This window comes from Bradyrhizobium sp. USDA 3364, assembly GCF_054056355.1.
This window is the reverse complement of the sequence record NZ_JBSRYG010000002.1, coordinates 461,923-487,141: the sequence shown is the minus strand read 5'-3', so window position 1 is coordinate 487,141 and position 25,219 is coordinate 461,923. Positions and strand designations below refer to the sequence as shown.

Below are 25,219 nucleotides of genomic sequence, written 5' to 3'. Positions count from 1 at the left end.
CGGAGAAAACTTCAATGACCATCACCGCTGGGCATCTGCCTGCCATCGTGGCTCTGGTTGCAGGCGTCCTGATCCTGATCATGCCGCGGCTGCTCAACTACATCGTCGCGATCTACCTGATCTTCGTCGGGCTCGTGGGAATGGGGCTGCTGCGCTGGCTGCACCTGTAACTGGAAAGCGGGGTTTCGCGGCTTGCGCGGAACCCCTCAAAATGGTGTAAGGCGCGCATCTTCGACCCCTCTTTTCGGATTGTTGTCTGACATGGCCAAAGCCGTCGCGAAGTCCAAGAAAACTGTCGTGAAAACTGCCGAGAAAACTGCAGCGAAATCAAAGCCCTCCGCCGCAGCCCGCAAGGCCGCTCCGGCGCGCAAGGCGCTGAAGAAGAGCGCCCCGAAGGCGGCGCCGAAAACCGCCCCGAAATCGTCGGTGAAGCCGGCCGCAAAGCCCGCCGGCAAGGCGCCGGCGAAGGCCGTTGCGAAGAAAGCGGCCCCGGTGGCTATCAAGGCCGGCAAGTGGGTCTATACGTTCGGTGACGGCAAGGCCGAGGGTCAGGCGACCCTGCGCAATCTGCTCGGCGGCAAGGGCGCCAACCTCGCGGAAATGGCCAATCTCGGCCTGCCTGTGCCTCCCGGCTTCACGATTCCGACCTCGGTCTGCACCTATTTCTACGAGCACGACAAGACGTATCCGAAGGAATTGAAAGCTCAGGTTGAGAAGGCGCTCGACTATGTCGGCAAGCTGACCGGCAAGACCTTCGGCGACGCCAAGAATCCGCTGCTGGTCTCGGTCCGCTCGGGCGCGCGCGCCTCGATGCCGGGCATGATGGACACCGTGCTCAATCTCGGCCTCAACGACCGCACCGTCGAAGCGCTCGCCGAGCTCTCCGGCGACCGCCGCTTCGCCTATGACAGCTATCGCCGCTTCATCACGATGTATTCCGACGTGGTGCTCGGCTTCGAGCATCACCACTTCGAGGACATCCTCGACACCTTCAAGGATAGCCAGGGCTATTCGCTCGACACCGACCTCACCGGCGACGATTGGGTCGAACTGGTCGGCAAGTACAAGGAGGCGGTCGCCAAGGAGACCGGCCACGACTTCCCGCAGGATCCGCACGACCAGCTGTGGGGCGCGATCGGTGCGGTGTTCTCATCGTGGATGAACGCGCGCGCGGTGACCTATCGCAAGCTGCACGACATCCCGGAATCCTGGGGCACCGCCGTCAACGTGCAGGCGATGGTGTTCGGCAACATGGGTGAGACGTCGGCGACCGGCGTTGCATTCACCCGCAACCCCTCGACCGGCGAGAGCAAGCTGTACGGCGAGTTCCTGATCAACGCGCAGGGCGAGGACGTCGTCGCCGGCATCCGCACGCCGCAGGACATCACCGAGGAAGCGCGCCAGGAATCCGGCTCCGACAAGCTGTCGATGGAAGCTGCGATGCCGGCTGCCTTCAAGGAGCTGACGCGGATCTACACGCTGCTCGAGAAGCACTACCGCGACATGCAGGACATGGAGTTCACGGTCGAGCAGGGCAAGCTGTGGATGCTGCAGACCCGCGGCGGCAAGCGCACCGCGAAGGCGGCGCTGCGCATCGCGGTCGAGCTCGCCAATGAAGGTCTGATCTCGCGCAAGGACGCGGTGACGCGGATCGATCCGGCGTCGCTGGATCAATTGCTGCACCCGACCATCGATCCGGCCGCTAAGCGCGACGTGATCGCGACCGGCCTGCCGGCCTCGCCTGGTGCTGCCTCGGGCGAGATCGTGTTCTCGTCGGACGAAGCGGCCAAGCTGCAGGCCGACGGTCGCAAGGTCATCCTGGTCCGCATCGAGACCAGCCCGGAAGACATCCACGGCATGCACGCCGCGGAAGGCATCCTCACCACCCGCGGCGGCATGACCTCGCACGCGGCGGTGGTCGCGCGCGGCATGGGCAAGCCCTGCGTCTCCGGCTGCGGCACCATCCGTGTCGACTACGGCCGCGGCACCATGAGCGTCGGTTCGCGGACCTTCAAGACCGGCGACGTCATCACCATCGACGGCTCGGTCGGCCAGGTGCTGGCCGGCCGCATGCCGATGATCGAGCCGGAACTGTCCGGCGAGTTCGGCACGCTGATGGGCTGGGCCGACGAGGTCCGCAAGCTCGGCGTCCGCGTCAACGGCGACACGCCCGATGATGCGCGCACCGCGGTGAAGTTCGGCGCCGAGGGCATCGGCCTCTGCCGCACCGAGCACATGTTCTTCGAGGAGACCCGCATCCGCACCGTGCGCGAGATGATCCTCTCCGAGGACGAGCAGTCGCGCCGCGCCGCGCTGTCGAAGCTGCTGCCGATGCAGCGCGCCGACTTTGTCGAGCTGTTCGAGATCATGAAGGGCCTGCCCGTCACGATCCGCTTGCTCGATCCGCCGCTGCACGAGTTCCTGCCGCACACCCAGGCCGAGATCGAGGAAGTGGCGCGCGCCATGAACACCGATCCGCGCAAGCTCGCCGACCGCGCCCGCGAACTGTCCGAGTTCAACCCGATGCTCGGCTTCCGGGGCTGCCGTCTCGCGATCGCCTATCCTGAAATCGCCGAGATGCAGGCGCGCGCGATCTTCGAGGCCGCCGTCGAGGCCGGCAAGCGCACCGGCAACCCGGTCGGTCTCGAGGTGATGGTGCCGCTGATCGCGACCAAGGCCGAGTTCGATCTGGTCAAGGCCCGGATCGACGCGACCGCCAGCGCGGTGATGAAGGAAACCGGCGCCAAGTTGACCTACCAGGTCGGCACCATGATCGAGCTGCCGCGCGCCTGCCTGATGGCGGGCGAGGTGGCGGAGACCGCGGAGTTCTTCTCCTTCGGCACCAACGACCTGACGCAGACCACCTACGGCATCAGCCGCGACGACGCCGCGAGCTTCCTCGGCACTTATGTCGCCAAGGGCATTCTCGAGATCGATCCGTTCATCTCGGTCGATCGCGACGGCGTCGGCGAACTGGTCAAGATCGGCGTCACCCGCGGCCGCAAGACACGGCCGAGCCTCAAGGTCGGCATCTGCGGCGAGCATGGCGGCGATCCCGCATCGGTCGCGTTCTGCCACGAGGTCGGGCTCGACTACGTCTCGTGCTCGCCCTATCGCGTGCCGATCGCGCGCCTCGCCGCGGCGCAGGCCGCGCTCGGCACGGAGATTTCCAGCCAGGCGTAAGCGATCGTGCTGGTTCAGAGAGTGCAATGGCCGGGACCAATTCCCGGCCATTTTCGTATCTTGAGCGCTGTCAAAAGCCATCGTCATTGCGAGCGAAGCGAAGCAATCCATGTCTCCAATTGTCGGGAGATGGATTGCTTCGTCGCTGTCGCTCCTCGCAATGACGGGTGAGCGACGAGTAACGTCTCGTTCACCATCTCCGTTGACCCCGCGTTTACGACTCTCGTGCGCCGGGCATTTACCAAGGCGCGCGATCTGTCGCTCGAACGCATTGCGATCGCTTGAGTGTAGCGCGCGGGCAACGCCGATTAACTCCGCGGCAACCTAAACAAGTTAGCAACGAGAAAGGTCGAATTGCGCGGAAGTACCGCGTTCGATTGCACTCAGTAAGCGTTGCGTGAGCGTACGATGTTTGTGTCGCGTAACCAGCCGAAGGGCGCACGGCTCGCGCTCTTCGGTCTCGGTCTTGGCATCTTCGCACTGATGCCGACCGAGCTCGGATATCAGGATATTGCTTCGCTGCTGGCCCGCCAGCCCGGCGTCGCCGAGCGCTGGCAGAAGCGCGTATTCGCGTCCGCGGTCGGTTCCATCCAGGTCGCGACCTACAGCTTCGGCCGTCCGATCGGAACCTCCGCGCCGCAGGACCCGCAGATCCTGCTCGCGCGGCTGGACAATTCGAACGTCGACATCACCGGTGCGGTGACGCGCAATCCGATCACAGCACCGCCGCCGCGCTATCAGGCATCCGATTTTCCCAAAGTCGATCGTACCCTGAAGGGCGATCGCCTCGTCGTCAGGCGGCCTGACCAGGGCGATCCCGCGCAGCCCGCCAACACAACTCCGGCGAACGAAGATCCCGCGACATCCAATTCGTCTGTCAAGGGCATGAAGACCGCGACCGGGCCGGTCGACAACGCGCCGCTCGATCCCGAATTGCAGGAAGCGCTGCGTGCGCCGCCCTTGCCGCAATATGCGAAGCCGTCGCCGCAGCAATACGACGTGTCGATGTCACTCGAGGCCAATCCGCTCGACGATCTGACGCCGGCGCCCGTCAAGCCTGCTGCCGCGCCCGCCGATGCGGCGCGCGAGCGCGACCCGTTCGCATTCAAGACCGCGAGCCTGTTCTTCGGCTCGTCGCTCGGCACGCCGGAAAATCTCGAGCGCTGGCAGCCCGGCGAGGCGCCGGTCGTCGTGACGCCGGCTGCACAACCCGATCCCGACATGAAGGTGATGGCCTCACTGCCGGTCGATGCGGACGGTCCGGTGAAGGCCGGCGAGATGGGCGAGAGCATCGCGCCGAAGGGCGAGGTCAACGCCGACGACCAGCACTCCAAGACGCCGGCGGAGCGGCTCGGCCTGTTCGACGAGAAGTCGCGCGCCAAGTCGGAGAAGTGCCTCGCCGAAGCGGTCTATTTCGAAGCCCGCGGCGAAGCCGTGCGCGGCCAGATCGCGGTCGCCCAGGTGGTGCTGAACCGCGCCTTCTCCGGCAAATATCCGGAGACGGTGTGCGGCGTGGTCTATCAGAACAAGCACCGTCACTACGCCTGCCAGTTCACCTTCGCCTGCGACAACATCCCTGATGTGGTCCGCGAGCCGGACATGTGGGATCGCGCCAAGAAGATCGCGAAGGCGATGCTCGATGGTGAATTGTGGCTGCCGGAAGTCGATCGCTCGACCCACTACCACGCCTATTGGGTGCGGCCGTCCTGGGTCAGCGAGATGAAGAAGACGTACAAGTTCGGCGTCCACACCTTCTATCGCCCGCGCGCCTGGGGCGACGGCAGCGACGCGCCGAGCTGGGGCAACCCGGCCGAGACCGCCAAGATCTCGGCGCAGCTCGCCGAAGCGGCCCGGAGCTCGGCCGAGCAGGCCAGCGCCAAGCGATAGGATCGCCGACCCGAACCGTCATTCCGGGATGGCCCGCAGGGCCAGACCCGGAATCTCGATGAAATGGGCAATTCGCTAAAACCTCGAGATTCCGGGTTCGCGCTCCGCGCGCCCCGGAATGACAGTCGCTTAATCTGCAGGGCAGCCCTGCGGGCGAATATTTTTCTCCGGGCCCTCTTGGGCTTTTCATGCACATGCATTAACTCCCCGTAACGTTCAGCGGGGCGGTTCTCCCGCAGCAGTTGCGGGGGAAGGCAACATGTCCGTTACGACAGGGGATCTCCGACCGGCATCGGGCAGCTGGCGCACGCCGCTCGTGATCATCGTCTGCGGCTGCGCGATTGCGCTGCTGAGTTTCGGTCCGCGCTCCAGCCTCGGCTTCTTCGTGCAGCCGATGAGCCACGAATTCGCCTGGGGCCGCGACGTGTTCGGCCTCGCGCTGGCGCTGCAGAACCTGCTGTGGGGGCTCGGCCAGCCGATCGCGGGCGCGATTGCCGACCGTTTCGGCCTGTTGCGCGTGATGGTCGTCGGCGCGCTGCTCTACGCCGCCGGCCTGCTGCTGATGCGCTATTCGACGACGCCGCTGTCGCTCGACATCGGCGCCGGCGTCCTGATCGGTTTCGGCCTGTCGGGCTCCTCGTTCAATCTGGTGCTGTCGGCGTTCAGCAAGCTGTTGCCGCCTGCGCAGCGCGGCCTTGCGCTCGGCGCCGGCACCGCCGCGGGCTCGTTCGGCCAGTTCCTGTTCGCGCCGTTCGGCGTCGCGATGATCGACAATTTCGGCTGGCAGACCGCGCTTCTCGTGTTCGGCGCGCTGATGCTGCTGATCGTGCCGCTGTCGCTGGCGCTCGCGACACCGCCGGCGGAGACGAAAGATGACGCGCCCGCCGATCAGCAATCGTTCAAGACCGCACTGGCCGAGGCGTTCGGCCATCGCTCCTACGTGCTGCTGGTGCTCGGCTTCTTTACCTGCGGCTTCCAGCTCGCCTTCATCACCGTGCATCTGCCGGCCTATCTGGCCGATCGCGGCATTCCGGCATCGACCGGCGGCTGGGTGATCGCGGCGATCGGCCTGTTCAACATCGTGGGCTCGCTCAGCGTCGGCTGGCTGCAGAGCATCTTCCCGAAGCGCTACATCCTGTCGGTGATCTATTTCACCCGCGCGCTGTCGATCATCGCCTTCATCTCGTTTCCGATCACCACCTTCTCGGCGATTGCGTTCGGCGCGATCTCTGGCCTGACTTGGCTCTCCACGGTGCCGCCGACCTCGGCGCTGGTGGCGCTGATGTTCGGCACGCGCTGGTTTGCCACGCTCTACGGCTTTGCCTTCGTCAGCCATCAGGTGGGCGGCTTCCTCGGGGTCTGGCTCGGTGGCATCGTGTTCGAGCAGTTCGGTTCCTATACGCCGATCTGGTGGCTGTCGGTGCTGTTCGGCGTGCTGTCGGCGCTGATCAACCTGCCGATCGTCGAGGCGCCGGTCGCGCGCCCGGTTGCGCAGCCTGCCTGATGGGTTAAAAACCCCCGAAACCAAGATTTCGGGGAGTGCGCATCGTGGCAACGTTCAAGGCAATCAGGATCGACAAGGCGGACAAGGGTACCACCGCCGCGCTCACCCAGTTCGACGAAGCCGAACTGATGGATGGCGACGTCACCGTTCGCGTCGAATGGTCGACGCTGAACTACAAGGACGGCCTGGCGCTGACCGGCAAGGCGCCGGTGGTGCGCCGGTTCCCGATGATCGCCGGCATCGATTTCGCCGGCACCGTCGAGCAATCCAGCCATGCTGACTGGAAGGCGGGCGACAAGGTCGTCTGTAACGGCTGGGGCATGGGCGAAACCCATCTCGGCGCCTATGCCGAGAAGGCCCGCGTCAAGGGCGACTGGCTGGTGCGGCTGCCCGACGGCATTTCGGCGCGCGACGCAATGGCGGTCGGCACCGCCGGTTACACCGCGATGCTGTCGGTGCTGGCGCTGGAGAAGCACGGTCTCACCCCGAAGAGCGGCCCGGTCGTGGTGACGGGCGCCGCCGGCGGCGTCGGCTCGGTCGCGATCGCGGTGCTGTCGAAGCTCGGCTACCACGTCATCGCCTCGACCGGGCGGATGTCGGAGGCCGACTACCTCAAGGGTCTCGGCGCCACCGAGGTGATCGACCGCGCCGAATTGTCGGGTGCCCCGAAGGCGCTTGCCAGGGAGCGCTGGGCCGGCGGCGTCGACAGCGTCGGGTCGACCACGCTCGCGAATCTGCTTTCGATGACCAAGTACGGCGGCGCCATCGCGGCCTGCGGTCTGGCGGCCGGTATGGACCTGCCGTCGTCGGTCGCGCCCTTCATTTTGCGGGGTGTGTGCCTTCTCGGTATCGATTCAGTGATGTGCCCGATCGAGCTTCGCAGAACCGCCTGGCGGCGCCTTGCCAGCGATCTGGATAAGGACAAACTGGCTGATATCACTCACGAAATCGCCTTGGATGACGTCATGAATTATGGCGCGAAAATCCTTGGCGGTCAGGTCCGCGGGCGGATCGTGGTAAAAATAGTCTGAGGACGTTCAGACTTTACCAACCAACCTGCTCCAATCTTGCCACGGTTGATATGGTAAGCAGCGGGTAAAGAGACTTGCAGCATGATCCGGGGGGCCGGGTGTCCTCGCGCAGACGTCGAGAAGCGTTGGTGCGGGGATCATGCTCAAGAGGGAGCGGGTGCCCGCGCTCGTAAGTGGAGTAGCTCATGCTTGCGCGTTTGGTGTTGGGGGCCGTTACGGCCGGAGCAATGGTCGTCCCGGCTTTCGCGGGCAGTATGAACGCCGACGAGGCCCGCAGGTTCGTCGCCGGCAAGGTGTTCGCGTTCACCTGTTTCGATGGCACCCGCGGTGCCGGCCGCATCCTCGACGATTTGGGCGCGACGGGCTCGATCCAGTTCTCCGGCTCCGGTCCGATCCGCCACGTGCGCCTGCCCGGCAACACGCTGCAAATCCGCGGCCAGAGCGTTTGCGCTTCGCTGAAGGGCATCCCGTTCGAACCGTGCTTCAATCTCGACAAGCAGGACGACCGCTCGTTCCGCGGCTCGGTCTCCGGCATGGGCTTCGCCTATTGCGATTTCCGTCACCAAGGCGGCCAGCAGATGCTGATGGCGCGTGCGGTGGCCCGTCCGCACAGGCTGCACCCGCGTACCCGATCCGCCGATGCCTCGCAGACCGAAGTCTCGCGCGTTGAGACACCGCAGGTCGGAAGCTCGAAGCTCGAGCCGATCAAGGCCGAGCCCGCGAAGGTCGAGAGCGCGCCGGAATTGCGCCGCTCCACCGACTAAAGCGCGATCAGATTGGGACGAATCGTCATCGCGCTTTAGCTCCTTGTTTGAGCATGATCTTTTCGGAAAACCGCTTCACACTTTTCCGGATCATGCTCTGACGTTTCATCTGCGCGCTAACGGGAATACGCACCAAGCCGTAGTCATACGGATGGCGGTCTCCACGCGTTGATCGCTACTCAATAGCCTAGCGTTTCGCCGAGACGCCGGATGGTGGAGACACCGATTTGAGTAGTGATATGGCGCAATATTTTTTCCGCATCAGCGATGGCGATTACGCGGGTGCATCCGATCACGCGACCGAGTTCGAGAGCCGCGACGTGGCCTGGGCCGAGATGACCAAGGTCTGCGGTAATTTCCTCGGCAGCATTTCGCGCAACATGAAACAGAACAGCGAGTGGCACATGGAGCTGCTCGACGAGGGCAGAAAGCCGGTGTTCAGGATTCGCCTGGTCGCTGAATCCGTCGATCGATAGAAGCCGTTCGCCGCCACTGCGACCCAAAGCGCGATGAGATCAGATTGAATCATCATCGCGCTTTGGCTCTTTGTTTGAGCATGATCTTCTCGGAAAACCGCTTCGCACTTTTCCGGATCATGCTTTAGCTCCCGCCTGCGGTGCAGGCGGAGTGGCGCGCCTGCGAAACAGGATCCGCTGATACAGCCAGCCGATCGCGACCAGCACGACGCCGAGGCACATGAACGACAGCGCCCGGTAGACGCCCGTGAGCGTCGACATGTCGACAAGGAATGCCTTCAGGATCGTGAGCCCGATCACGACAGCGGATGCGAGCCGCGCCCGCTCCGAATTCACGACGATGCCGATGCCGAGCAGCGCAACGCCGAACATCAGCCACGCGATCGAATAGGTGTATTGCTCCGCGCCCGTCGTCTCGCCGCGCGACAGCACCGGTCCGTGATAGAGCCTGCGGATTTCGAACGTGACATAGGCCAGCGCAAGCACCAGCGCACCGGCTGCGATCGTGTTGCCGTAGGCAGCGGGACGATGCCCCGCCACCGCATAGGACAGCAGCAGCGCCAGCACGGCCGGCAGTGCGTAGCCGAGCAGTAGCAGATTGATGAAGCCGCCGCCGACGTCCTGCCACCACAGCATCGGGTTCTCCAGCCCCAGCAGCCCGAACAGGCTGGCAAGCCCGGCGAAGGCGGTCAGCAGGATCGCGCCGACATTGTGCACGATGCTGCCGCTGCGCAGGCGCAGCCGCTCCAGCCCGATCGCCATCGCCAGCGTCACGCCGACCTGCAATGCGACCTCGGTCAGCCCGGCGCTGGCATAGTAGACGTCGCCGCGATTGACCGCATGGCGGATCTCCATGAAGGCGAGCAGCACCGTGAACAGGATTGCGGCGGACTCGACCACGCGCAGCGGGACGTCGTCGCCGTTGCGGCGCAGGAAATAACTGCCGGCCCAGAATGACAGCGCCGGAATGCCGTAGCCCCACAATAGCCAGTTGAAGATCGGCGTGGTGCCGACGGCGTCGCCCGCGATCCGCGGCTCATAGCCGATGCGCAGCACCACGATGCCGGCGAGGATCGCGGCGAGCCAGCGCAGGAACGGGATCGGCCGCCGCACCGACAGCCACGCCGTGCCCATCGACACCAGCGCGAGCGCAATGGTGAGCCAACCCTTGTCGAGCGCAAACGTCAGCGCCAGCGCCAGCGAGGCGAGGGCGCCGGTCGCCGACAGCGCGATCGAGGGCGACAATTCCGGCCGCTCGCCGCGCCGGGTCAGCGCTTCGGTCGCAGCCGCATAGGCCGCAGCCAGCAGCACGGCGAGGATCGCGAACGGGATCGAGCGGTCGAGATGCGCAATCCGCGCATAGAGCGCGACCAGCAGCGCGACCGGCGTGAACACGGCCGCCGCGGCCCAGGTCACCGTGACCTTCGTGGTGGCAAAACGGAATTGCGCGAAAAGGCCGGAGATGCCGAAAGCGGCCGCGAACAGCGCCGCGGTGACGAGATGCAGCGACACCGAGCCGTCGGTCGCCGACGGACCGATGCCGGGGATAGCGCCGCCCGGCAGCACCAGCATGTCGACGTTGCGGCGGACAGCCCATTCGCCGAATACGATGAAGACGAAGATCGACGCGGCGCCGATCGCGCGGGTCGCAGCCGGCGCGCGCCAGGCGACGAAGAGGCTGCCGGCCGTCAGCAGCGCAAAGCCGATCATCGCGACATCGGCGTGCGCGCTGTTGAGCACGATCAGCATTGCGCCGAGCAGATAGGCCGCGAGCGAGCCGGACGAGATCGGCTCGATCTCCTCACCATCGCCGTCGGGCCCAAACATGAAGCCGCAAACCACGAGCAGCGCCGCCAGCACGAAGCCTGCGATGACGTGGAAGACGTGCGGCGCGATCATCTCCGGCCCGCATTGCAGGCAGGGCAAGGTCCACAGCAGCGCGAATGCGATCGTCGTGACCGCGAGCCAGCGCCACAGCCGGATGCGCGCGAGGCCGAACGCCGCCGCCGTCACGATGGCGAGGTAGATGTAGAGTGACCAGAAATCGGGCTTGTCGGAAGAGACCAGGATCGGCGTGGCGAAGGCGCCGACGATGCCGAGCCCTGCCAGCGCCGGCCCGTGCAACAATGCGGCCGCCAGCGTGCCGAGTGCGACCATGCCGAGCAGGATGAAGGCGGTCGCGGGAGCGAGGAAATCGTAAAGCGCGTAGGCGGCATAGACGGTGGCGAAGGCCACCGCGGTGCCGGCGGCGGTGAGGATCGCCGGGATGTTGGCGATCGGCAGCGACGCGATGCTGGAGATGCTCTCCTTGCGCCGGGTCCATTCACCGGCGCCGAGCAGCGCCAGCGCAAACAATCCGCCCAGCATCGTGCGTACGCCGGGGCCGAGCAGCCCGGCCTCGATCGAATAGCGCACCATGAAGAAGCCGCCGAGCGCGAGCGTCAGGCCGCCGATCCACACCACCCAGCGCGTGCCGAGCGTCTCCTCGAAGCCGGGCGCCGGCTGCGGCGGGGCCGGCGGTTCGGGCAGGGGCGGTGGTGCAGCGCTCGGCGCGTCCGCGGCCGGTTCTGCCTGCGCTTCGGGCTCGCTCGCAACGGCTTCCGGGAGCGGCGGCGGCGCGATCGGAGGCGCCGTCGGCAGCGTCTGCTCGAACTCCTGGAGCGGGGCCAGCGGCGGCGGCACGGCGGTCTGGGCGGCGGCAACGCCTGCGGCCTCGATCGCATCCAGCCGGCGCTGCAGCAGCGAGATCTGGCCCAGCGCCTTGCGCGCGAAGATGATCGCGACAATGGCGATGACCAGCGTCAGGAAATCGAACGGCGAATCGAACATTGGGCCTCCGGCGGGACGCGCCGGAGCATCGGCCAGCCAGTGACCCGTCGCAACCTAGTAGTGCAGTTGAGAGGACCGGAAGTTCAAGCCATCGTGCATGGCACGTTCGCGCTATTCCAGATCGATGCTGAAGGGCCGGCCTTCGACGCTCATGCTGCCGGGACCCATCGCATCGAGCGCGCGAAGCATCCGGCCCTCGCGCCCCAGCGCCTTGTCGGCGAGGCTCACGATCAGCCGGTTCGGTGCCGCGATCGGCGAGGCCTCGCGGATCAGCCGGGCGATGGACATTTCGTCACGGTGTGGATTGAGCGCGCAGACGGTGGCGAAGGCGCTCGCGGTCGAACGGCTGATGCCGGCGTAGCAATGCACCACCAACGGCGCGCTGCGATCCCAGCCGCGCACGAAGCTCAGCACCCGCTCGATATGCGTCTCGTTCGGCGCAACGAACCCGTCCATCTGTTCGACGATGTCGTCCATCGAGACCTTGAGATGGTTGGCCGGAAGCACAGAGGGCGGCCGCTGCACCTGGTCGACATTGGCCATCACGGTCAGCACATGGCTGGCACCGGTGGCACGAACCGTGTCGGAGAGCGCGGCAAGCGAGCAGACGTGAAGCATGATGGTCCTTGGCTGGCGGATGCGTCCGATTATAGCGGCTGCTCCCGGACGGGGCAAAGGCGCACGGCGCCATGGCCTTTGTTCGTTTTGCGGCGCAACCGCGGCAGGTGTGGCGGCGCCGCGCTTATGACGCGTGCAATGCGCTGAAGCGCTCGAGGAACTGCTTTTCGGCCCGCGCTGCGGTCCATGGCGTCAGATAGTCGCGCTCGGTCGCTTCGGGCAATTCCGGATCGCGGCCGAACAGCCGCTTGGCTTCGGCTTGCGAAAATCCCGCCAGATGCGTGGCTTCGAGATAGGCGGCGCCGCGATCGGCGGCCTTGATCTGCTGGGTGATCTCGTCCGCCAGCACCGCGGGCAGGCCGAAGCGGATATGGATCGCCGACAGCAGCCGCTTTTCCACCGCCTTGTACTCGCCCGCGAGCACCGCCTTGAACGGCGAGATCATGTCGCCGATGACATATTCCGGTGCGTCATGCAGCAGCGCAGCGAGGCGATGGCTGATGTCGACGCGCGGGATCTGCTGGCGCATCACGGCTTCGACCAGCAGTGTGTGCTGGGCCACCGAGAAGATGTGCGCGCCTGAGGTCTGGCCGTTCCAGCGCGCGACCCGCGCCAGCCCGTGCGCGATGTCGACGATCTCGATATCGAGCGGCGACGGGTCGAGCAGGTCCAGCCGGCGCCCCGACAACATGCGCTGCCAGGCGCGGGTTGTCTCGGTCGATTTGCGCGCCGTCATTTCTTCTTGAGCCGCGGCGTGCGGAGCTTGCCGCTGCAGGCCTCGTGGCAGAAGCAGGTGACGAGATGATCGTTGACCATGCCGGTCGCCTGCATGAAGGCATAGACGATGGTCGGGCCGACGAACTTGAAGCCGCGCGCGCCGAGCTCCTTGGAGACCTTGATCGAGACCGGCGTCGAAGCCGGCACGCTCGCGGTGGTCTTGAACTGATTGACCTTCGGCTTGCCGTCGACGAAGTCCCACAGGAATTTCGAGAAGCCGGGGCCTTTCTCCATGATCTCGAGATAGCCTTTCGCGCTCAAAATCGCGCCCTCGATCTTGGCGCGGTTGCGGACGATGCCGGCATCGTTCATCAGCGCGTGCACCTTCTTGTCGGTGTAGCGCGCGATCTTCTCGGGCTGGAAATCGTCGAAGGCTTTGCGGAAATTCTCGCGCTTGCGCAGGATCGTGATCCAGGACAGGCCGGCCTGGAAGCCGTCGAGGATCAGCTTTTCATAGAGCGCGCGGTCGTCATATTCCGGCACGCCCCATTCATTGTCGTGATAGGCGACGTAGAACGCGTCCTCGCCCGGCCAGGGGCAGCGCGTCTTGCCGTCGGGATGCAGTTTCGCGGTACGGCTCATGCGACGGTCTGTTTGGGGGTGGTGCGGACAGCGGTGGGATCGGCGAGGTGAAGCGACAGGCCGCCCGCGGTCAGCGCGAGGCCGGCGTCGAGCGCGTCGGCGACGCGGTCGATGCGGACCAGCGCCAGGCCGCTCTGTCCTGCGGTCGAGCCGATCGTGCCGACCTGCTTGTCGCCGGCGAGGATCGTTGTGCCAGCCTCAGGCGAGGGACCATCGAGAATGATCTTCACCGTGCGGGTGCGCGCCGTGCCGCGGTGCTGCATGCGCGACACCACCTCCTGACCGACATAGCAACCCTTGTCGAAATCGACGCCGTTGAGGCGGTCCATGTTGGTCTCGTGCGGGAAGGCGTCGCCATACATGAAGTCGAGCCCGCCGCGCGGCACGCCGGTCGCGATCCGGTGCGCCTCATAGTCGCTGGAGTCGACGAGATTGGCGCCGATCAGATCAGCAAGCTTCTGCTTCAGATCTTCCGGGATCAGGATGCGCCAGCCGAGCGCTGCGTTGCGCGGGTCGGCGAAAGCAAGATCAGGCGTCGCCGCCGGCTCGCCATCCCAGGCGGCCAGCACGCCGAGGCTGTCGGAGAGGTTCTCGACCACGACCTTGGCGCGCAGCTTGTAGAAGCCGAGCTTGTCGGCGAGCCCTTTGGCGAGCGCGCGCGGTGCGTCGATCAGGAAGCCGCCGCCATGGCCTGATGGCACCTCGGTGATCAGGAAATCGACGATGATCTTGCCCTGCGGCGTCAGCAGCGCGCCAAACCGGGCCTGACCCGGCTGCAACTGTTCGACGTCGGTCGTAATGAGGCCGTTGAGGAAGTTGCGGGCGTCCTCGCCAGAGACCTTGATCACGCCCCGATCTGGAAGAAACGCTGCTTTCATTCGCAAAATTGGCTCTTTTTCCAAGTTCTTCCAAGTTCCTTGGGAAACGCGCCGCTCGCGCATATCCCCTGCCAAGCTAAGGCGCTAGAGTGCGCCGAACAAGGCCCGTACGACTGTGGAAAGCGGGCGTCGAGGACCGATGAATCAGCATTTTGACACCATTCTAAAATCCGGCACCGTGGTCAATCAGGACGGCGAGGGCGTCCGCGATATCGGTATCGTGGGCGGCCGCATCGCCGCGATCGGCTCGTTCGGTCAGGTCTCGGCCGGCGAGGTGATCGACTGCAAGGGCCTGCACATCCTGCCCGGCGTGATGGACACCCAGGTGCATTTCCGCGAGCCCGGCCTGACGCAGAAGGAAGATCTCGAGACCGGCTCGCGTAGCGCCGTAATGGGCGGGGTCACCGCCGTGTTCGAGATGCCGAACACCAACCCGCTGACGGTCACCGAAGAAGCATTCACCGACAAGATCAAGCGCGCTCATCATCGCATGCATTGCGATTTCGCGTTCTTCATCGGCGGCACCCGCGAGAACGTGCAGGATCTGCCGGAGCTCGAGCGGGCGCCCGGCTGCGCCGGCGTCAAGGTATTCATCGGCTCCTCCACCGGCGCGCTGCTCGTCGAGGACGACGAGAGCCTGCGGCGGATCTTCCAGGTGATCAAGCGACGGGCGGCGTTCCACGCCGAGGACGAATATCGCCTCAACGAGCGCAAGCCGCTGCGGATCGAGGGCGATCCGCGCTCGCATCCGGTGTGGCGCGACGAGACCGCGGCGCTGATGGCGACCGAGCGGCTGGTCAATCTGGCGCGCGAGACCGGCAAGCGCATCCACGTGCTGCACATCTCGACCAAAGAAGAGATCCTGTATCTGCGCGACCACAAGGACGTCGCCTCCTGCGAGGCGACGCCGCATCACCTCACCATGGCCGCGCCCGAATGCTATGAGCGGCTCGGCACGCTGGCCCAGATGAACCCGCCGGTGCGCTCGGCCGATCACCGCGCCGGAATCTGGTACGGCATCGAGCAGGGCATCATCGACGTGCTCGGCTCGGACCACGCGCCGCATACGCTGGAAGAAAAGCAGAAAACCTATCCGGCCTCGCCGTCGGGGATGACCGGCGTGCAGACGCTGGTGCCGTTGATGCTCGATCACGTCAACGCCGGGCGGCTGTCGCTCGCGCGGTTCGTCGACCTCACCAGCGCGGGTCCGGCGCGCCTTTACAACATCGCCCGCAAGGGCCGCATCGCGGCGGGCTATGACGCCGACTTCACCATTGTCGATCTGAAGCGCAGCGAGACCATCACCAACAAATGGATCGCCTCGCGCGCGGCCTGGACGCCCTATGACGGGGTGCGGGTACAGGGCTGGCCGGTCGGCACCTTTGTGCGCGGCAAGCGGGTGATGTGGCAGGGCGAGGTGACGACGCCGTCGCTCGGCGAGCCGGTCCGTTTCCTCGAGACGCTGAAGGCCTAGCGCATCACATGCGCTAGTTTCTTGTTTGATGCGTTTTCTTCACGCGAACCGGTGCCCGCTTCGCTCGAAAACGTTTTGGGATTACTGCCGGGCCAATGCCAGCGAGAACTCGCCGTTGCGCACGCGCGCGGCGAGGCCTTCGGCGAACTTCGCCACCGCGTCCTCGCCATAGGTGCCGACGAGCTCGGCGAGCGCCGCAAACAGGCTCGCCTGCGCGAGGCAGTCGCCATCGACGCCGTCATGACGCGCCTCGGCCCAGGCCTCGTTCAAATAGCCCAGCGCGGCCTGCTTCTGCTCGTGGTCGGGACGGGGGTCTTCTTGATGATGGGGGAAGGACGCTGGATGGCGCATGAAACTCTGCAATATGAATGCGCGCGGTCCGAGGAGCGAACCACTGCGACGCGTGAGATGTATCACGCATGCGGATACCGCCTAGCCCACTTCTTTCGAAAAGGTTAACGGCCGTTTCGGCATTTAAAGGGGAATTCGGGATATCCCCGCCGCGGTCAGCCAAATGAGCTGTGGATATGGTCCAGCACCGCGCGCGGTGAGGCACAGAGCTGGCTGGCGCCGGCCTCGATCAGCTCCTCCGCCGTGCCATAGCCATAGGTGACGCCGACCGCGCGGATGCCATTTCGAGCAGCGCCGATCACATCGTGGCTGCGATCGCCGATCATGACGGCCCGCGCGGGATCGGCCCCGGTCTGCTCCAGCGCATAGGCGAGCAGGTCGACCTTGTTGACGCGGGTTCCGTCGAACTCCGAGCCGAACACGTGGTCGAAATAGCTGCCGAGGCCGAAATGCGCGATGATCCGGGTCGCGAACACGTGCGGCTTCGAGGTCGCCACGAACATCCGGCCTGGCCGCCCGCGCAGCTCGGCCAGCACCTCCGCGATATCGGGATACACGGCATTCTCGAACAGCCCGACGTCGCCGAACCGCTCGCGGTACAGCTCGACCGCGCGGTCCGCGAGTTCCTCGCCGCCGAGCAGCAGCGCGAAGCTCGCCCTGAGCGGCGGACCGATGCACCAGGTCAGCTCGTCCTGCGAGGGAACCGGCCGGCCGAGCTTTTCCAGCGCATACTGGATCGAGCCGGTGATGCCGGGCTTCGGGTCGGTCAGGGTGCCGTCGAGGTCGAAGAAGATCGCGCGGTCAGTTGGCATAGCGTGCCGTCAGGTCGCGCGAGATCTTCGAGCCTTCCTCGATGTAGCGGCGGATCGCGACGCTCGCGGCCGGCGTGCAGGTCCGGTAGGTCTGCTGGAAGCCGTTGTAGCCGCGGTTGAAGCCGGCGACCATGCGGGCGCGGCGGTCGCCGGAGGGGGTTTCGGCGTCGATCAGCGCCTGCATCTCGTTGCGCCATTTGGCGCCCTCATTGGCGTTGCAGATGCCGCGCAGGTAGTGCAGGGCGCCGAGGATCTCGGCCAGCCGCTGCAAATCGCCGTCGAACGGCGCAGCCGCGTCCTGCGCCCGGGCGGGCGTCGCAAGGCAAGCCGACATAAGGATCACAACGGCGAGAAAGGCTTTGATCATCAGGGGTTCCGGAATGGCCGTGGTATGCCCCCTCAATGCGCCCGAGGCAAGGCGGACGAGGTCCCCAAAGCACCCCGGAATCGGCCTCAAACCAGCCGCCGGGCGGCCGCAATCACCTCATGGAGACCGCCGGTGACCTTGAGGTCGCCGATCGCCTCCGGAGCCAGCCATTTGAAATCGTCGTGCTCGTCGTTCAGCACGGGGTCGCGGGAGGCCCACTTCGCCGCGAACGTCATGATCAGGTAGTGCCCGGTGCCGGGGCCGGTCGGCAGCACCTCGCGCCAGCCGGCGAGGCCGAGGATTTCGACCCGCAGCCCGGTCTCCTCGTCGATCTCCCGGTGCAGGGCGACGTGCAGGGTTTCGCCGAACTCGACCCGCCCCCCGGGCAGCGAATAGAAGCCTTTTCCGGGCGAGCGGGCGCGGCGCACCAGCAGCACCTTGCCGTCGCGGAAGATCACGCCGGAGACGGCAAGCTGGGGGCGGATCGGAGGTTCGGGAGAGGTCAAGGCAATCGGCAACCGGTTTCAGGACTTCATCTTGCCCGATATCTCAGGCGCCCGCCATGATGCTGTCGACATCGGCCTCTGCGGCGCCGTTGATGACGCCGGCGGTCTGCATCACCAGCGGCTTGACCCAGACGATCGCCTGCTCGGCGAGCGCGACCCGGCTCTTGTCCTGCTGCAATTGCCGCATCGCCGTGCCGACCTCGGTCAGGATCTTCGTCATGCTGTCGGTCAGCTGGTCGAATTCGGCCCGGATCCCGGCGTTCGCCATCTCATAGGCCTCGATCGCGAGGTCGCGGGCCTTGAAATTGGACGCGGTGAAATGCTCGGCATAGGACAGGGGCTGCCATTCCAGGAAATCGTCGGCGCATTCCGGCAGGTCCGGCACCATCTCGAGCAACATGATGGCTTCGTTGAAGTGATTGAGGTAGTCGGTCGCAAGCCCGGTGCGGGGATTGATGTTGGCGGCGCGCAACAGCGCCGCCCGCGCCTCGTCGGGGTACGTCGGTCGCGGGGAAGAGCCCGCTATGGCGGCCGTTGAGGTCATTGAGCGCAGTCTTTAACGGTCCAAGTTAAGGCTGAATAAACGGATACCACTCTGGACGGGATATGTGCGGACGCTTTGTCATAACCTCGCCGCCGGCGGCCTTGCGTGAGATGTTCGGCTATATCGAGCAGCCGAATTTTCCGCCACGGTACAATGTTGCGCCGACCCAGCCAATCCCGGTGGTGCTGCTGCAGAATGGCGGCCGGCATTTTCAACTGATGCGCTGGGGGCTGATCCCGTCCTGGGTCAAGGACCCCAGGACGTTCTCGCTGCTGATCAATGCGCGCTCCGAGACGGTGCGCGAGAAGCCGGCTTTCAAGAATGCGATCAAGCGGCGCCGCGCGCTGATCCCGGCCGACGGCTATTACGAATGGCAGGATGCCGGCGGGCGCAAGCGGCCGTTCTTCATCCACCGCCGCGACGGCCATCCGGTCGCCTTCGCCGCGCTCGCCGAGACCTGGATGGGGCCGAATGGCGAGGAGCAGGACACGGTTGCGATCGTCACCGCGCCGGCGAGCCCCGACCTCGCGCAACTGCATCACCGCGTGCCCGTGACGATCAGGCCCGATCAATTCGCGCGCTGGCTCGATTGCTTGCCGAACGATGTCGACGACGTGATGCCGATGCTGAGGGGACCCGACGTCGGTGAGTTCGCCTGGCACCAGGTGACGACGCGGGTCAATGCCGTCGCCAACGACGATGCGCAACTGCTGCTGCCGATGAGTGCGGAGGAGATCGCGGCGGAGGAAGCGCCGGCGGCGAAGAAGGCCGCACCGCGCAAGGCGACGCCGCGCGAGGACGACGGGCAGGGGTCGTTGTTTTGAGGGCGCACTGAAGCCGCGTGTGCGCGGCGAGGATAGCGCAAGTCCCTCTCCACATCGTCGTCCCGGCCTTCGCCAGGACGACGGCGATGGAAGGTCACCCCTTCACGTGCGCCACGCCCTCGATCTCGATCAGCATCTTCGGATTGGGCAGCGCGACGACGACGCAGGTGGTGCGTGCGGGATAGGGTGCGGGGCCGAACGCGCCGGCATAAAGTGCGTTCATCGCGGCGACGTCGCTGGCACGTGTCAGCAGGACGTTGACCTTGACGAGATCGCGCATCGTCGCGCCCGCTTCATTCAGCACGCGCTTGAAATTGGTAACGACATTGGCGAACTGCGCCTCGAAACCGTCGGGCAACTCGCGGTTGGCGTCGAAGCCGGGAATGCCTGATATGAACAGGAGATCGCCGACGCGGGCGCCGAACGAAAGTGGCGGCGCCTGGATGCCGGGCGGAGGAGGGAAGTGCTTGATCGTTGTCGTTTCAGTCATTTGGGTCACCCGTCTGCACGAGATGGAAGGGGAGAAGTTTCGATGGTGTGCGGCGCCGTCGTGCGCCGGCGCCAGAGATTCTTGCCGAACAGATTCTGGCCGATCATGCCTGCCAGCATCGCGATGACGAACACCACGATCGGCAGCGAGAGCCCGGCGAGGTTGACCAGCGCCGGGCCGGGGCAGATGCCGGCGAGGCCCCAGCCGATGCCGAACAGCACGGCGCCGGCAACCAGCGGTGGATCGATGTCGTTGCGGTCGGGCCAGAGGAAGCGCGCCGAGAGCGCGGGCGCAGCGCGCCGCCGCGCGAGCGCGAAGCCGGTTGCTGCGACCGCGACCGCACCCGCCATCACGAAGGCGAGCGTCGCGTCCCACGCGCCGAACAGGTCGAGGAAGCCGAGCACCTTCTGCGGGTCGGTCATGCCCGAGATCAGAAGGCCTGCGCCGAAGATCAGGCCGCAGATGAAGCTCGCGAGCACCGGCATGGCTAGCCTCCGATTCCGTGCCTGACGATCGCAACCGTTGCGACCGCCGCTGTCATGAAGATGAACGTGGCCACGATCGAGCGGCCGGACAGCCGCGCGAAGCCGCAGACGCCGTGGCCGGAGGTGCAGCCATTGCCCATCCTTGTGCCGAACCCGACCAGTACGCCGGCGATCGCGATCACGGCAAGGCTCGCGTTCATCGCCGGCCGTGGCAGCGGCGCACCGAACAGCGCCGCAATCAGGGGCACCGCGATCAGTCCCGCGATGAACGCGACGCGCCAACCACGGTCGGCGGTATCGGGCTGGAGCAGGCCGCCGACGATGCCGGTGACGCCGGCGATCCGCCCGGTCAGCAGCATCAAGAGCGCCGCGGCGAGCCCGATCAGCGCGCCGCCGGCGAAGCCTGACCATGGGGTGAAATCGTGCATCGATGCAGATACCTGTTGCGCAAACTCCTCAGCGGTCAGGCAAAGCGGTGGGCGTGCATGCGCCAATGGTCGCGCGACCGCACCGGCGATGATAGACTTTGCGATTGCAGGAACAAGCGCAATTCCGCATGTTTCGCAGGCATTTCAACGATGCCTGCCCGTCGGCTGGATTGGCGCGATTCGTTTCTCGCCTCACTTCGTTCGGAGAACACCCCATGAGATTGTCGTCCGCCGCCCGTGCCGCGCTGCTCGCGCTGGCGCTGCTCACCGGATCGTCCGCCGCGCTGGCTGACGAGGGGGCGGTGACGCTCGTGATCTTCAAGGGGGGCTGGGTGTTCGGCGGCTCCGCCGGCAAGGGCGTCATGACCTTCCACGGCAAGACCTACGGGCTCACCGCCGGCGGCCTGGACTATGGCCTCGTATTCGGCGGCTCGCAGACCACGCTGCAGGGGCGGGTGCGCAACATCCGCCGGCCCCAGGACATCGCCGGCGTCTATGCCGCGGCAGGCATGGGCGTTGCGTTCGGCGCCGGCGTGCGCGGCATCCTGCTGACCAACCAGAACGGCGCGGTGCTCGAGCTGGCCGGCAAGCAGGTCGGGCTGATGGCCAATGTCGACCTCAGCGGGCTCGCGATCACGTTGAAGGAATAACCGACCCTACGATCCGGCAATCCACTCGGCCAATTCGCGCCACGGCTGCAACGTCCAATGCCCCGACGCCGCACCTGACGGCGACGGCAGCACGAACACGTCAGGAAAACCGCTCATCGGCGGCTGCCGCCCGAACGCAAGCGCGCTGGTCGGCCTGTTGTAGAACAGGCTCGCCGCTTTCTTGCTGGTGAAGGCGATAGTCTTCGGCCGAAACGTCTCGATCTTCGTCCTGAAGCCGATCACATCGAACGACAGCCTGTTGATCTCGTGATCCATCCCGGCGCCGGTCTTGGAGAGATCGGTGAAGCCGATGCCGAGTTCGAGCAGGGCGGCGAACTCGTCCGGCCGATAACGCCGCGGCGTGATGCCGGCTTCATGCAGCGCGCGCCAGAAGCGATTGCCGGGATGCGCGTAATAGTGCCCGAGGGCCGCTGACCGCGTGCTCGCCGCGGTGCCGACGAACACCAGGCGGAGGTTGGCACGAAGCTGGTCGGGCAGGCGGTGGGAATTGTGATCGGGCATCTGACAGGAGACCGGGGAGAGCATGTGCGCGTTGCCGTGTGATGCGATCAGGTCGAATAGCGATGCGCGGGACCAAAATAGCGAAAACAACCCCATGCAAAGGAGCTGGCGGCTGCCGCCGTCCGATACGCACCTTGACACGTCGGGCAAATCAGGGGTACATTTCCAATATTCCGAAATCGTGGAAGCGCCCCCTCGCCCGCCAGGCTGGCGCATTGGCGTCCCAATACGCGTTACCGTGCCGGCTCCTTGATCTCTTCCTCCGCCGTCACCGCCTGCGCCGGCCCCGTCGAACGCACCATCAAAAAGTTTCCCGAGAACCGTGTGCCGCGGATGCTCCAGCGGCCGTCGATCTCGGTCGCGTCGGCATTGACCACGCCTTCATAGTGCACGGTGTCATAGCCATAGCCCGGCGGCTCGTAGCGTTTGACGAACGTGACCGCGCTGCCGGAGCGATGGCCCGCAAGCGATGCATTGTGGGTGCTGAGCGGGCAGCCCGGCGCCATGCAGGGCTCGGTCACGCTGCCGCCGAGCGCGCCGCCGGCGTCGATCAGCGTCGCCAGGAACGTGACCATGCCGCTTGGCTGAACATAGCTGCCGTCCCAGACGCCGGTGAGATTGTCGGTCATGTCGTTCGTGCGGGCTGCGCGTGTTGAATGGTAACGATCGATGTGGTGCAGGCAGCGCCTCAACGCAAGTCGCACCTGCCCGCGAGCGGTTGCCTGTACTGTCAAAAGGGTCTGTAATCCCTCCAACAGATCAAGAAGAATTTTGGAGCTGATATGACGGGAGAGGCGAAAACCCATTTCGAGGTGATTGTCGTCGGCGCCGGCGTCGCGGGCATCTACCAGATCAAGCGGCTCGCCGATCTCGGCATCGACGCCACCGTGCTCGAGGCCGCGCCCGATCTCGGCGGCACCTGGTACTGGAACCGCTATCCGGGCTGCCGCTTCGATTCCGAGAGCTACACCTACGGCTTCTCGTTCTCGCGCGAGCTGCTCGACGAATGGCACTGGAAGGAACGCTTCTCCGGCCAGCCGGAGAATCTGCGCTATCTCAATTACGTCGCCGACAAGTTCGACCTGCGCAAGCACATGCAGTTCAACTGCAAGGTCGAGACCATGCAGTTCGACGAAACGCGCGATCTCTGGCAATTGAAGCTTGGGGACGGCCGCGAACTGACCTGCCGCTTCGTGGTGCTCGCGATCGGGCTGCTCTCCGCGCCGACCATGCCGCGCGTCGAAGGCATCGACGACTTCAAGGGCCGCTCGTTCCACACCTATTACTGGCCGCATGAGCCGATCGATCTCACGGGCAAAAAGGTCGCCGTGATCGGCACCGGCGCCACCGGCATCCAGTTGATCGGCGAGATCGCGGACAAGGTCGCCGAGCTCACCGTGTTCCAGCGCCGGCCGAACTGGAGCGCGCCGCTCAACAACAGCGCGATCTCCGAAGCTGAGATGGCCGACATCCGCGCGCGCTATGACGAGATTTTTGCTGCCTGCGCGCTGACGCCCGGCAGCTTCGTGCACGGGCCAGACAAGCGCGGCTTCTACGAGGTGAGCCGCGAGGAGCGGCTGGCGCTCTGGAACAGGCTCTACGACGAACCCGGCTTCGGCATCTGGCTCGCGAACTTCCGCGAGATCTTCATGGATGAAGCCGCCAATGCGGAGCTCTCGGAGTATATCGCGGGCCGCATCCGCGGCCGCGTCAACGATCCGAAGGTTGCGGAAAAACTGATCCCGCGGGATCATGGCTTTGGCGTGCAGCGCCTGCCGCTGGAGACGCGATATTTCGAGGCGTACAATCGCGACAATGTGCAACTTGTCGACCTCTCCGAGACACCGCTGGTGCGGATCACCGAGACCGGCCTGCGCACCACGGCGCGCGACTACGACTTCGACATCATCGTCTACGCCACCGGCTTCGACGCCATCACCGGCGCCTATGATCTGATCGATATCCGCGGCATCGGCGGCGAGAAGCTCGCCGACAAATGGAAGCACGCGCCGTCCACCTTCCTCGGCATGCTCGTGCACGGCTTCCCGAACCTCTTGATGCCGACCGGCCCGCAAAGCGCATCGGCCTCGACCAACTTCCCGCGCGGCATCGAGAACGGCGTCAACTGGTGCACGAACCTGCTGCAATACATGTGGGACCGCGGCCTGACCCGCGCCGACGCCACGCTGGCGGCGCAGGAGCGCTGGACCGCGCATGTCGTCAAGATGTACGAGATCATGCTGATGCGCAAAGCCAAGGGCTGGTTCACCGGCTACAACTCCAACGTCCCCGGCCACGAAGAGGGCACGGTGCGATACTTCGTCTACAACGGAGGGACGCCGAAGTTCTTGGGCATCATCAACGGCGTGGCGGCAGGGGGATATCAGGAGATCGAGTTTGGCGCGGGGGCGCGGGGCGACGCCCAAGTGGCTGTTGGCGCGACGGCGTCGTAGGGCGGGTTCGCCAACGGGTCCGCGCAAAGCGCGACCCGATCATAAACTCCGCGTAACCCTCCATCTTCTCGCGGTCGAAGAAAGGGGCGAAGGACGGACGATGAGAAGCAATCCGGTGGAGTAGACGGCCATCTACAGCGTCCGCACTTAGGACCTTCGATGGCCGGATCATCCACTTTGGTCTCAAATCGTCGCCACCGCTATCACATCGAGCAGCGAACATACGGCGTTTCCACGGGCACCGGCTCCTTGGAACTGAGTATGATCTTGTTCTCGCCGGAGAGCTTTATGTCGAATGCCATGTCTGAAACGGCGACGCCGTCCGAGCACGCCGCAATCACGCGGACATTCTGCCCGTCATCATGCAGCGATTTGACGGTGCATTTCTGAAACGTGCCGGTGATTTGCTTGCCCTGGACGATCAAGCCGCCCGCGTTGAGATCGGCATCTTTCCTGAACGCGAGCTTGTTGTTCTCCTTGATGAAGACCTGGTTGCAGGCCGAGGCGTCGATCGTCCAGGCTCCGTTCAAATCCGCAGCCTGTGTCGAGGCCGATTGCGCAACGAGAAGTACGAATAGCACGGCGTTGAAGGTTCTCATGAAACTCTCCAATCAAATGGTCAATGGGCTGCTGGACTCTCTGCGAAACGAGCGTGGAATGGCGCTCAATCGTCTATTTGAGGGGAGCCATGATAACATGTCCGACGCGGCTTTCATCGCTTTTTGAGCATCGCAGCATGCGATGAGATGAAGGTTTTCGTTGATCCAGGTCAATGGTTCTGCGG

27 protein-coding genes are annotated in these 25,219 nt (G+C 65.2%); 11 read left to right on the top strand and 16 right to left on the bottom strand.

Annotation, left to right across the window (positions count from 1 at the left end; translation table 11 throughout):
• Positions 1–14 precede the first annotated feature (14 nt).
• From ACVILL_RS02600 to ACVILL_RS02570, 7 genes are all read left to right on the top strand, one after another.
• Positions 15–170, top strand: a complete 156-nt coding sequence (locus ACVILL_RS02600; RefSeq protein WP_076865695.1) for a DUF3096 domain-containing protein — start codon at positions 15–17, stop codon at positions 168–170.
• 91 nt (positions 171–261) lie between these two features.
• A complete protein-coding gene (gene ppdK / locus ACVILL_RS02595; protein WP_456727708.1) occupies positions 262–3,183 on the top strand; it encodes a pyruvate, phosphate dikinase in 2,922 nt (973 codons plus the stop codon).
• A 408-nt stretch (positions 3,184–3,591) separates the two neighbouring features.
• Entirely contained in the window at positions 3,592–5,070 is a 1,479-nt protein-coding gene (locus tag ACVILL_RS02590) for a cell wall hydrolase (protein WP_456727707.1), read from the top strand.
• A gap of 259 nt (positions 5,071–5,329) precedes the next feature.
• On the top strand, positions 5,330–6,574 hold the full coding sequence (locus tag ACVILL_RS02585) for an MFS transporter (protein WP_456727706.1): 1,245 nt from the start codon (positions 5,330–5,332) through the stop codon (positions 6,572–6,574).
• Positions 6,575–6,618: 44 nt separating this feature from the next.
• Complete coding sequence (acuI, locus tag ACVILL_RS02580) at positions 6,619–7,605, top strand: acrylyl-CoA reductase (NADPH) (RefSeq protein WP_456727705.1); 987 nt, start codon at positions 6,619–6,621, stop codon at positions 7,603–7,605.
• Between the two features lie 185 nt (positions 7,606–7,790).
• Positions 7,791–8,369, top strand: a complete 579-nt coding sequence (locus ACVILL_RS02575; protein WP_456727704.1) for a hypothetical protein — start codon at positions 7,791–7,793, stop codon at positions 8,367–8,369.
• Between the two features lie 239 nt (positions 8,370–8,608).
• Positions 8,609–8,845 carry a DUF6894 family protein gene (locus tag ACVILL_RS02570; RefSeq protein WP_456734151.1) on the top strand — a complete coding sequence of 79 codons (237 nt, stop codon included), beginning with the start codon at positions 8,609–8,611 and terminating at the stop codon, positions 8,843–8,845.
• A gap of 117 nt (positions 8,846–8,962) precedes the next feature.
• Here ACVILL_RS02570 and ACVILL_RS02565 read toward each other — a convergent pair whose 3' ends face one another.
• From ACVILL_RS02565 to ygfZ, 5 genes are all read right to left on the bottom strand, one after another.
• On the bottom strand, positions 8,963–11,674 hold the full coding sequence (locus tag ACVILL_RS02565; protein ID WP_456727703.1) for a DUF2339 domain-containing protein: 2,712 nt from the start codon (positions 11,672–11,674) through the stop codon (positions 8,963–8,965).
• 111 nt (positions 11,675–11,785) lie between these two features.
• Positions 11,786–12,292: a tyrosine phosphatase family protein gene (locus ACVILL_RS02560; RefSeq protein ID WP_456727702.1), complete on the bottom strand. Its 507-nt coding sequence runs from the start codon at positions 12,290–12,292 to the stop codon at positions 11,786–11,788.
• 124 nt (positions 12,293–12,416) lie between these two features.
• Positions 12,417–13,028: a YfbR-like 5'-deoxynucleotidase gene (locus ACVILL_RS02555; RefSeq protein ID WP_456727701.1), complete on the bottom strand. Its 612-nt coding sequence runs from the start codon at positions 13,026–13,028 to the stop codon at positions 12,417–12,419.
• The gene (locus ACVILL_RS02550) at positions 13,025–13,651 is read right to left on the bottom strand and encodes a DNA-3-methyladenine glycosylase I (protein ID WP_456727700.1); all 627 of its coding nucleotides are present in this window, start codon (positions 13,649–13,651) and stop codon (positions 13,025–13,027) included. The genes ACVILL_RS02555 and ACVILL_RS02550 overlap by 4 nt, the downstream gene beginning before the upstream one ends.
• The gene (gene ygfZ, locus ACVILL_RS02545) at positions 13,648–14,529 is read right to left on the bottom strand and encodes a CAF17-like 4Fe-4S cluster assembly/insertion protein YgfZ (protein ID WP_456727699.1); all 882 of its coding nucleotides are present in this window, start codon (positions 14,527–14,529) and stop codon (positions 13,648–13,650) included. The genes ACVILL_RS02550 and ygfZ overlap by 4 nt, the downstream gene beginning before the upstream one ends.
• Before the next feature lie 139 nt (positions 14,530–14,668).
• Between ygfZ and ACVILL_RS02540 the strand changes: the two genes are divergently transcribed.
• A complete protein-coding gene (locus ACVILL_RS02540; protein WP_456727698.1) occupies positions 14,669–16,003 on the top strand; it encodes a dihydroorotase in 1,335 nt (444 codons plus the stop codon).
• A gap of 81 nt (positions 16,004–16,084) precedes the next feature.
• On the opposite strand, the gene ACVILL_RS02535 is transcribed toward ACVILL_RS02540, so the two are convergent.
• The 5 genes from ACVILL_RS02535 to ACVILL_RS02515 form a co-directional block, all read right to left on the bottom strand.
• Positions 16,085–16,354, bottom strand: coding sequence for a hypothetical protein (locus ACVILL_RS02535; protein WP_076865683.1), 270 nt, complete (start codon positions 16,352–16,354; stop codon positions 16,085–16,087).
• Positions 16,355–16,509: 155 nt separating this feature from the next.
• A complete protein-coding gene (locus ACVILL_RS02530) occupies positions 16,510–17,166 on the bottom strand; it encodes an HAD family hydrolase (RefSeq protein ID WP_456727697.1) in 657 nt (218 codons plus the stop codon).
• Positions 17,156–17,533 carry a TIGR02301 family protein gene (locus tag ACVILL_RS02525; protein ID WP_076865681.1) on the bottom strand — a complete coding sequence of 126 codons (378 nt, stop codon included), beginning with the start codon at positions 17,531–17,533 and terminating at the stop codon, positions 17,156–17,158. The genes ACVILL_RS02530 and ACVILL_RS02525 overlap by 11 nt, the downstream gene beginning before the upstream one ends.
• 86 nt (positions 17,534–17,619) lie before the next feature.
• Positions 17,620–18,039: an NUDIX hydrolase gene (locus ACVILL_RS02520; RefSeq protein WP_456727696.1), complete on the bottom strand. Its 420-nt coding sequence runs from the start codon at positions 18,037–18,039 to the stop codon at positions 17,620–17,622.
• A gap of 43 nt (positions 18,040–18,082) precedes the next feature.
• Complete coding sequence (locus ACVILL_RS02515; RefSeq protein WP_456727695.1) at positions 18,083–18,583, bottom strand: hypothetical protein; 501 nt, start codon at positions 18,581–18,583, stop codon at positions 18,083–18,085.
• 62 nt (positions 18,584–18,645) lie between these two features.
• Between ACVILL_RS02515 and ACVILL_RS02510 the strand changes: the two genes are divergently transcribed.
• A complete protein-coding gene (locus ACVILL_RS02510; RefSeq protein ID WP_456727694.1) occupies positions 18,646–19,407 on the top strand; it encodes an SOS response-associated peptidase in 762 nt (253 codons plus the stop codon).
• A 94-nt stretch (positions 19,408–19,501) separates the two neighbouring features.
• Here ACVILL_RS02510 and ACVILL_RS02505 read toward each other — a convergent pair whose 3' ends face one another.
• Genes ACVILL_RS02505 through ACVILL_RS02495 form a run of 3 tightly spaced genes read right to left on the bottom strand, consistent with a single transcriptional unit; the run spans position 19,502 to position 20,933 of the window.
• Complete coding sequence (locus tag ACVILL_RS02505) at positions 19,502–19,897, bottom strand: RidA family protein (RefSeq protein WP_456727693.1); 396 nt, start codon at positions 19,895–19,897, stop codon at positions 19,502–19,504.
• A 5-nt stretch (positions 19,898–19,902) separates the two neighbouring features.
• Positions 19,903–20,382, bottom strand: coding sequence for a DUF6691 family protein (locus tag ACVILL_RS02500; RefSeq protein WP_456727692.1), 480 nt, complete (start codon positions 20,380–20,382; stop codon positions 19,903–19,905).
• A 2-nt stretch (positions 20,383–20,384) separates the two neighbouring features.
• Entirely contained in the window at positions 20,385–20,933 is a 549-nt protein-coding gene (locus ACVILL_RS02495) for a YeeE/YedE family protein (RefSeq protein WP_456734150.1), read from the bottom strand.
• A gap of 92 nt (positions 20,934–21,025) precedes the next feature.
• On the opposite strand from ACVILL_RS02495, the gene ACVILL_RS02490 reads away from it, so the two are divergent.
• A complete protein-coding gene (locus tag ACVILL_RS02490) occupies positions 21,026–21,460 on the top strand; it encodes a hypothetical protein (protein WP_456727691.1) in 435 nt (144 codons plus the stop codon).
• Between the two features lie 6 nt (positions 21,461–21,466).
• On the opposite strand, the gene ACVILL_RS02485 is transcribed toward ACVILL_RS02490, so the two are convergent.
• Both ACVILL_RS02485 and ACVILL_RS02480 read right to left on the bottom strand, forming a co-directional pair.
• Positions 21,467–21,982, bottom strand: coding sequence for a mismatch-specific DNA-glycosylase (locus ACVILL_RS02485; protein ID WP_456734149.1), 516 nt, complete (start codon positions 21,980–21,982; stop codon positions 21,467–21,469).
• 233 nt (positions 21,983–22,215) lie between these two features.
• Entirely contained in the window at positions 22,216–22,611 is a 396-nt protein-coding gene (locus ACVILL_RS02480; protein ID WP_456727690.1) for a hypothetical protein, read from the bottom strand.
• Between the two features lie 153 nt (positions 22,612–22,764).
• On the opposite strand from ACVILL_RS02480, the gene ACVILL_RS02475 reads away from it, so the two are divergent.
• Positions 22,765–24,435, top strand: coding sequence for a flavin-containing monooxygenase (locus ACVILL_RS02475; RefSeq protein WP_456727689.1), 1,671 nt, complete (start codon positions 22,765–22,767; stop codon positions 24,433–24,435).
• Positions 24,436–24,638: 203 nt separating this feature from the next.
• On the opposite strand, the gene ACVILL_RS02470 is transcribed toward ACVILL_RS02475, so the two are convergent.
• Positions 24,639–25,034 carry a hypothetical protein gene (locus tag ACVILL_RS02470; protein WP_456727688.1) on the bottom strand — a complete coding sequence of 132 codons (396 nt, stop codon included), beginning with the start codon at positions 25,032–25,034 and terminating at the stop codon, positions 24,639–24,641.
• Between the last annotated feature and the right edge of the window lie 185 nt (positions 25,035–25,219).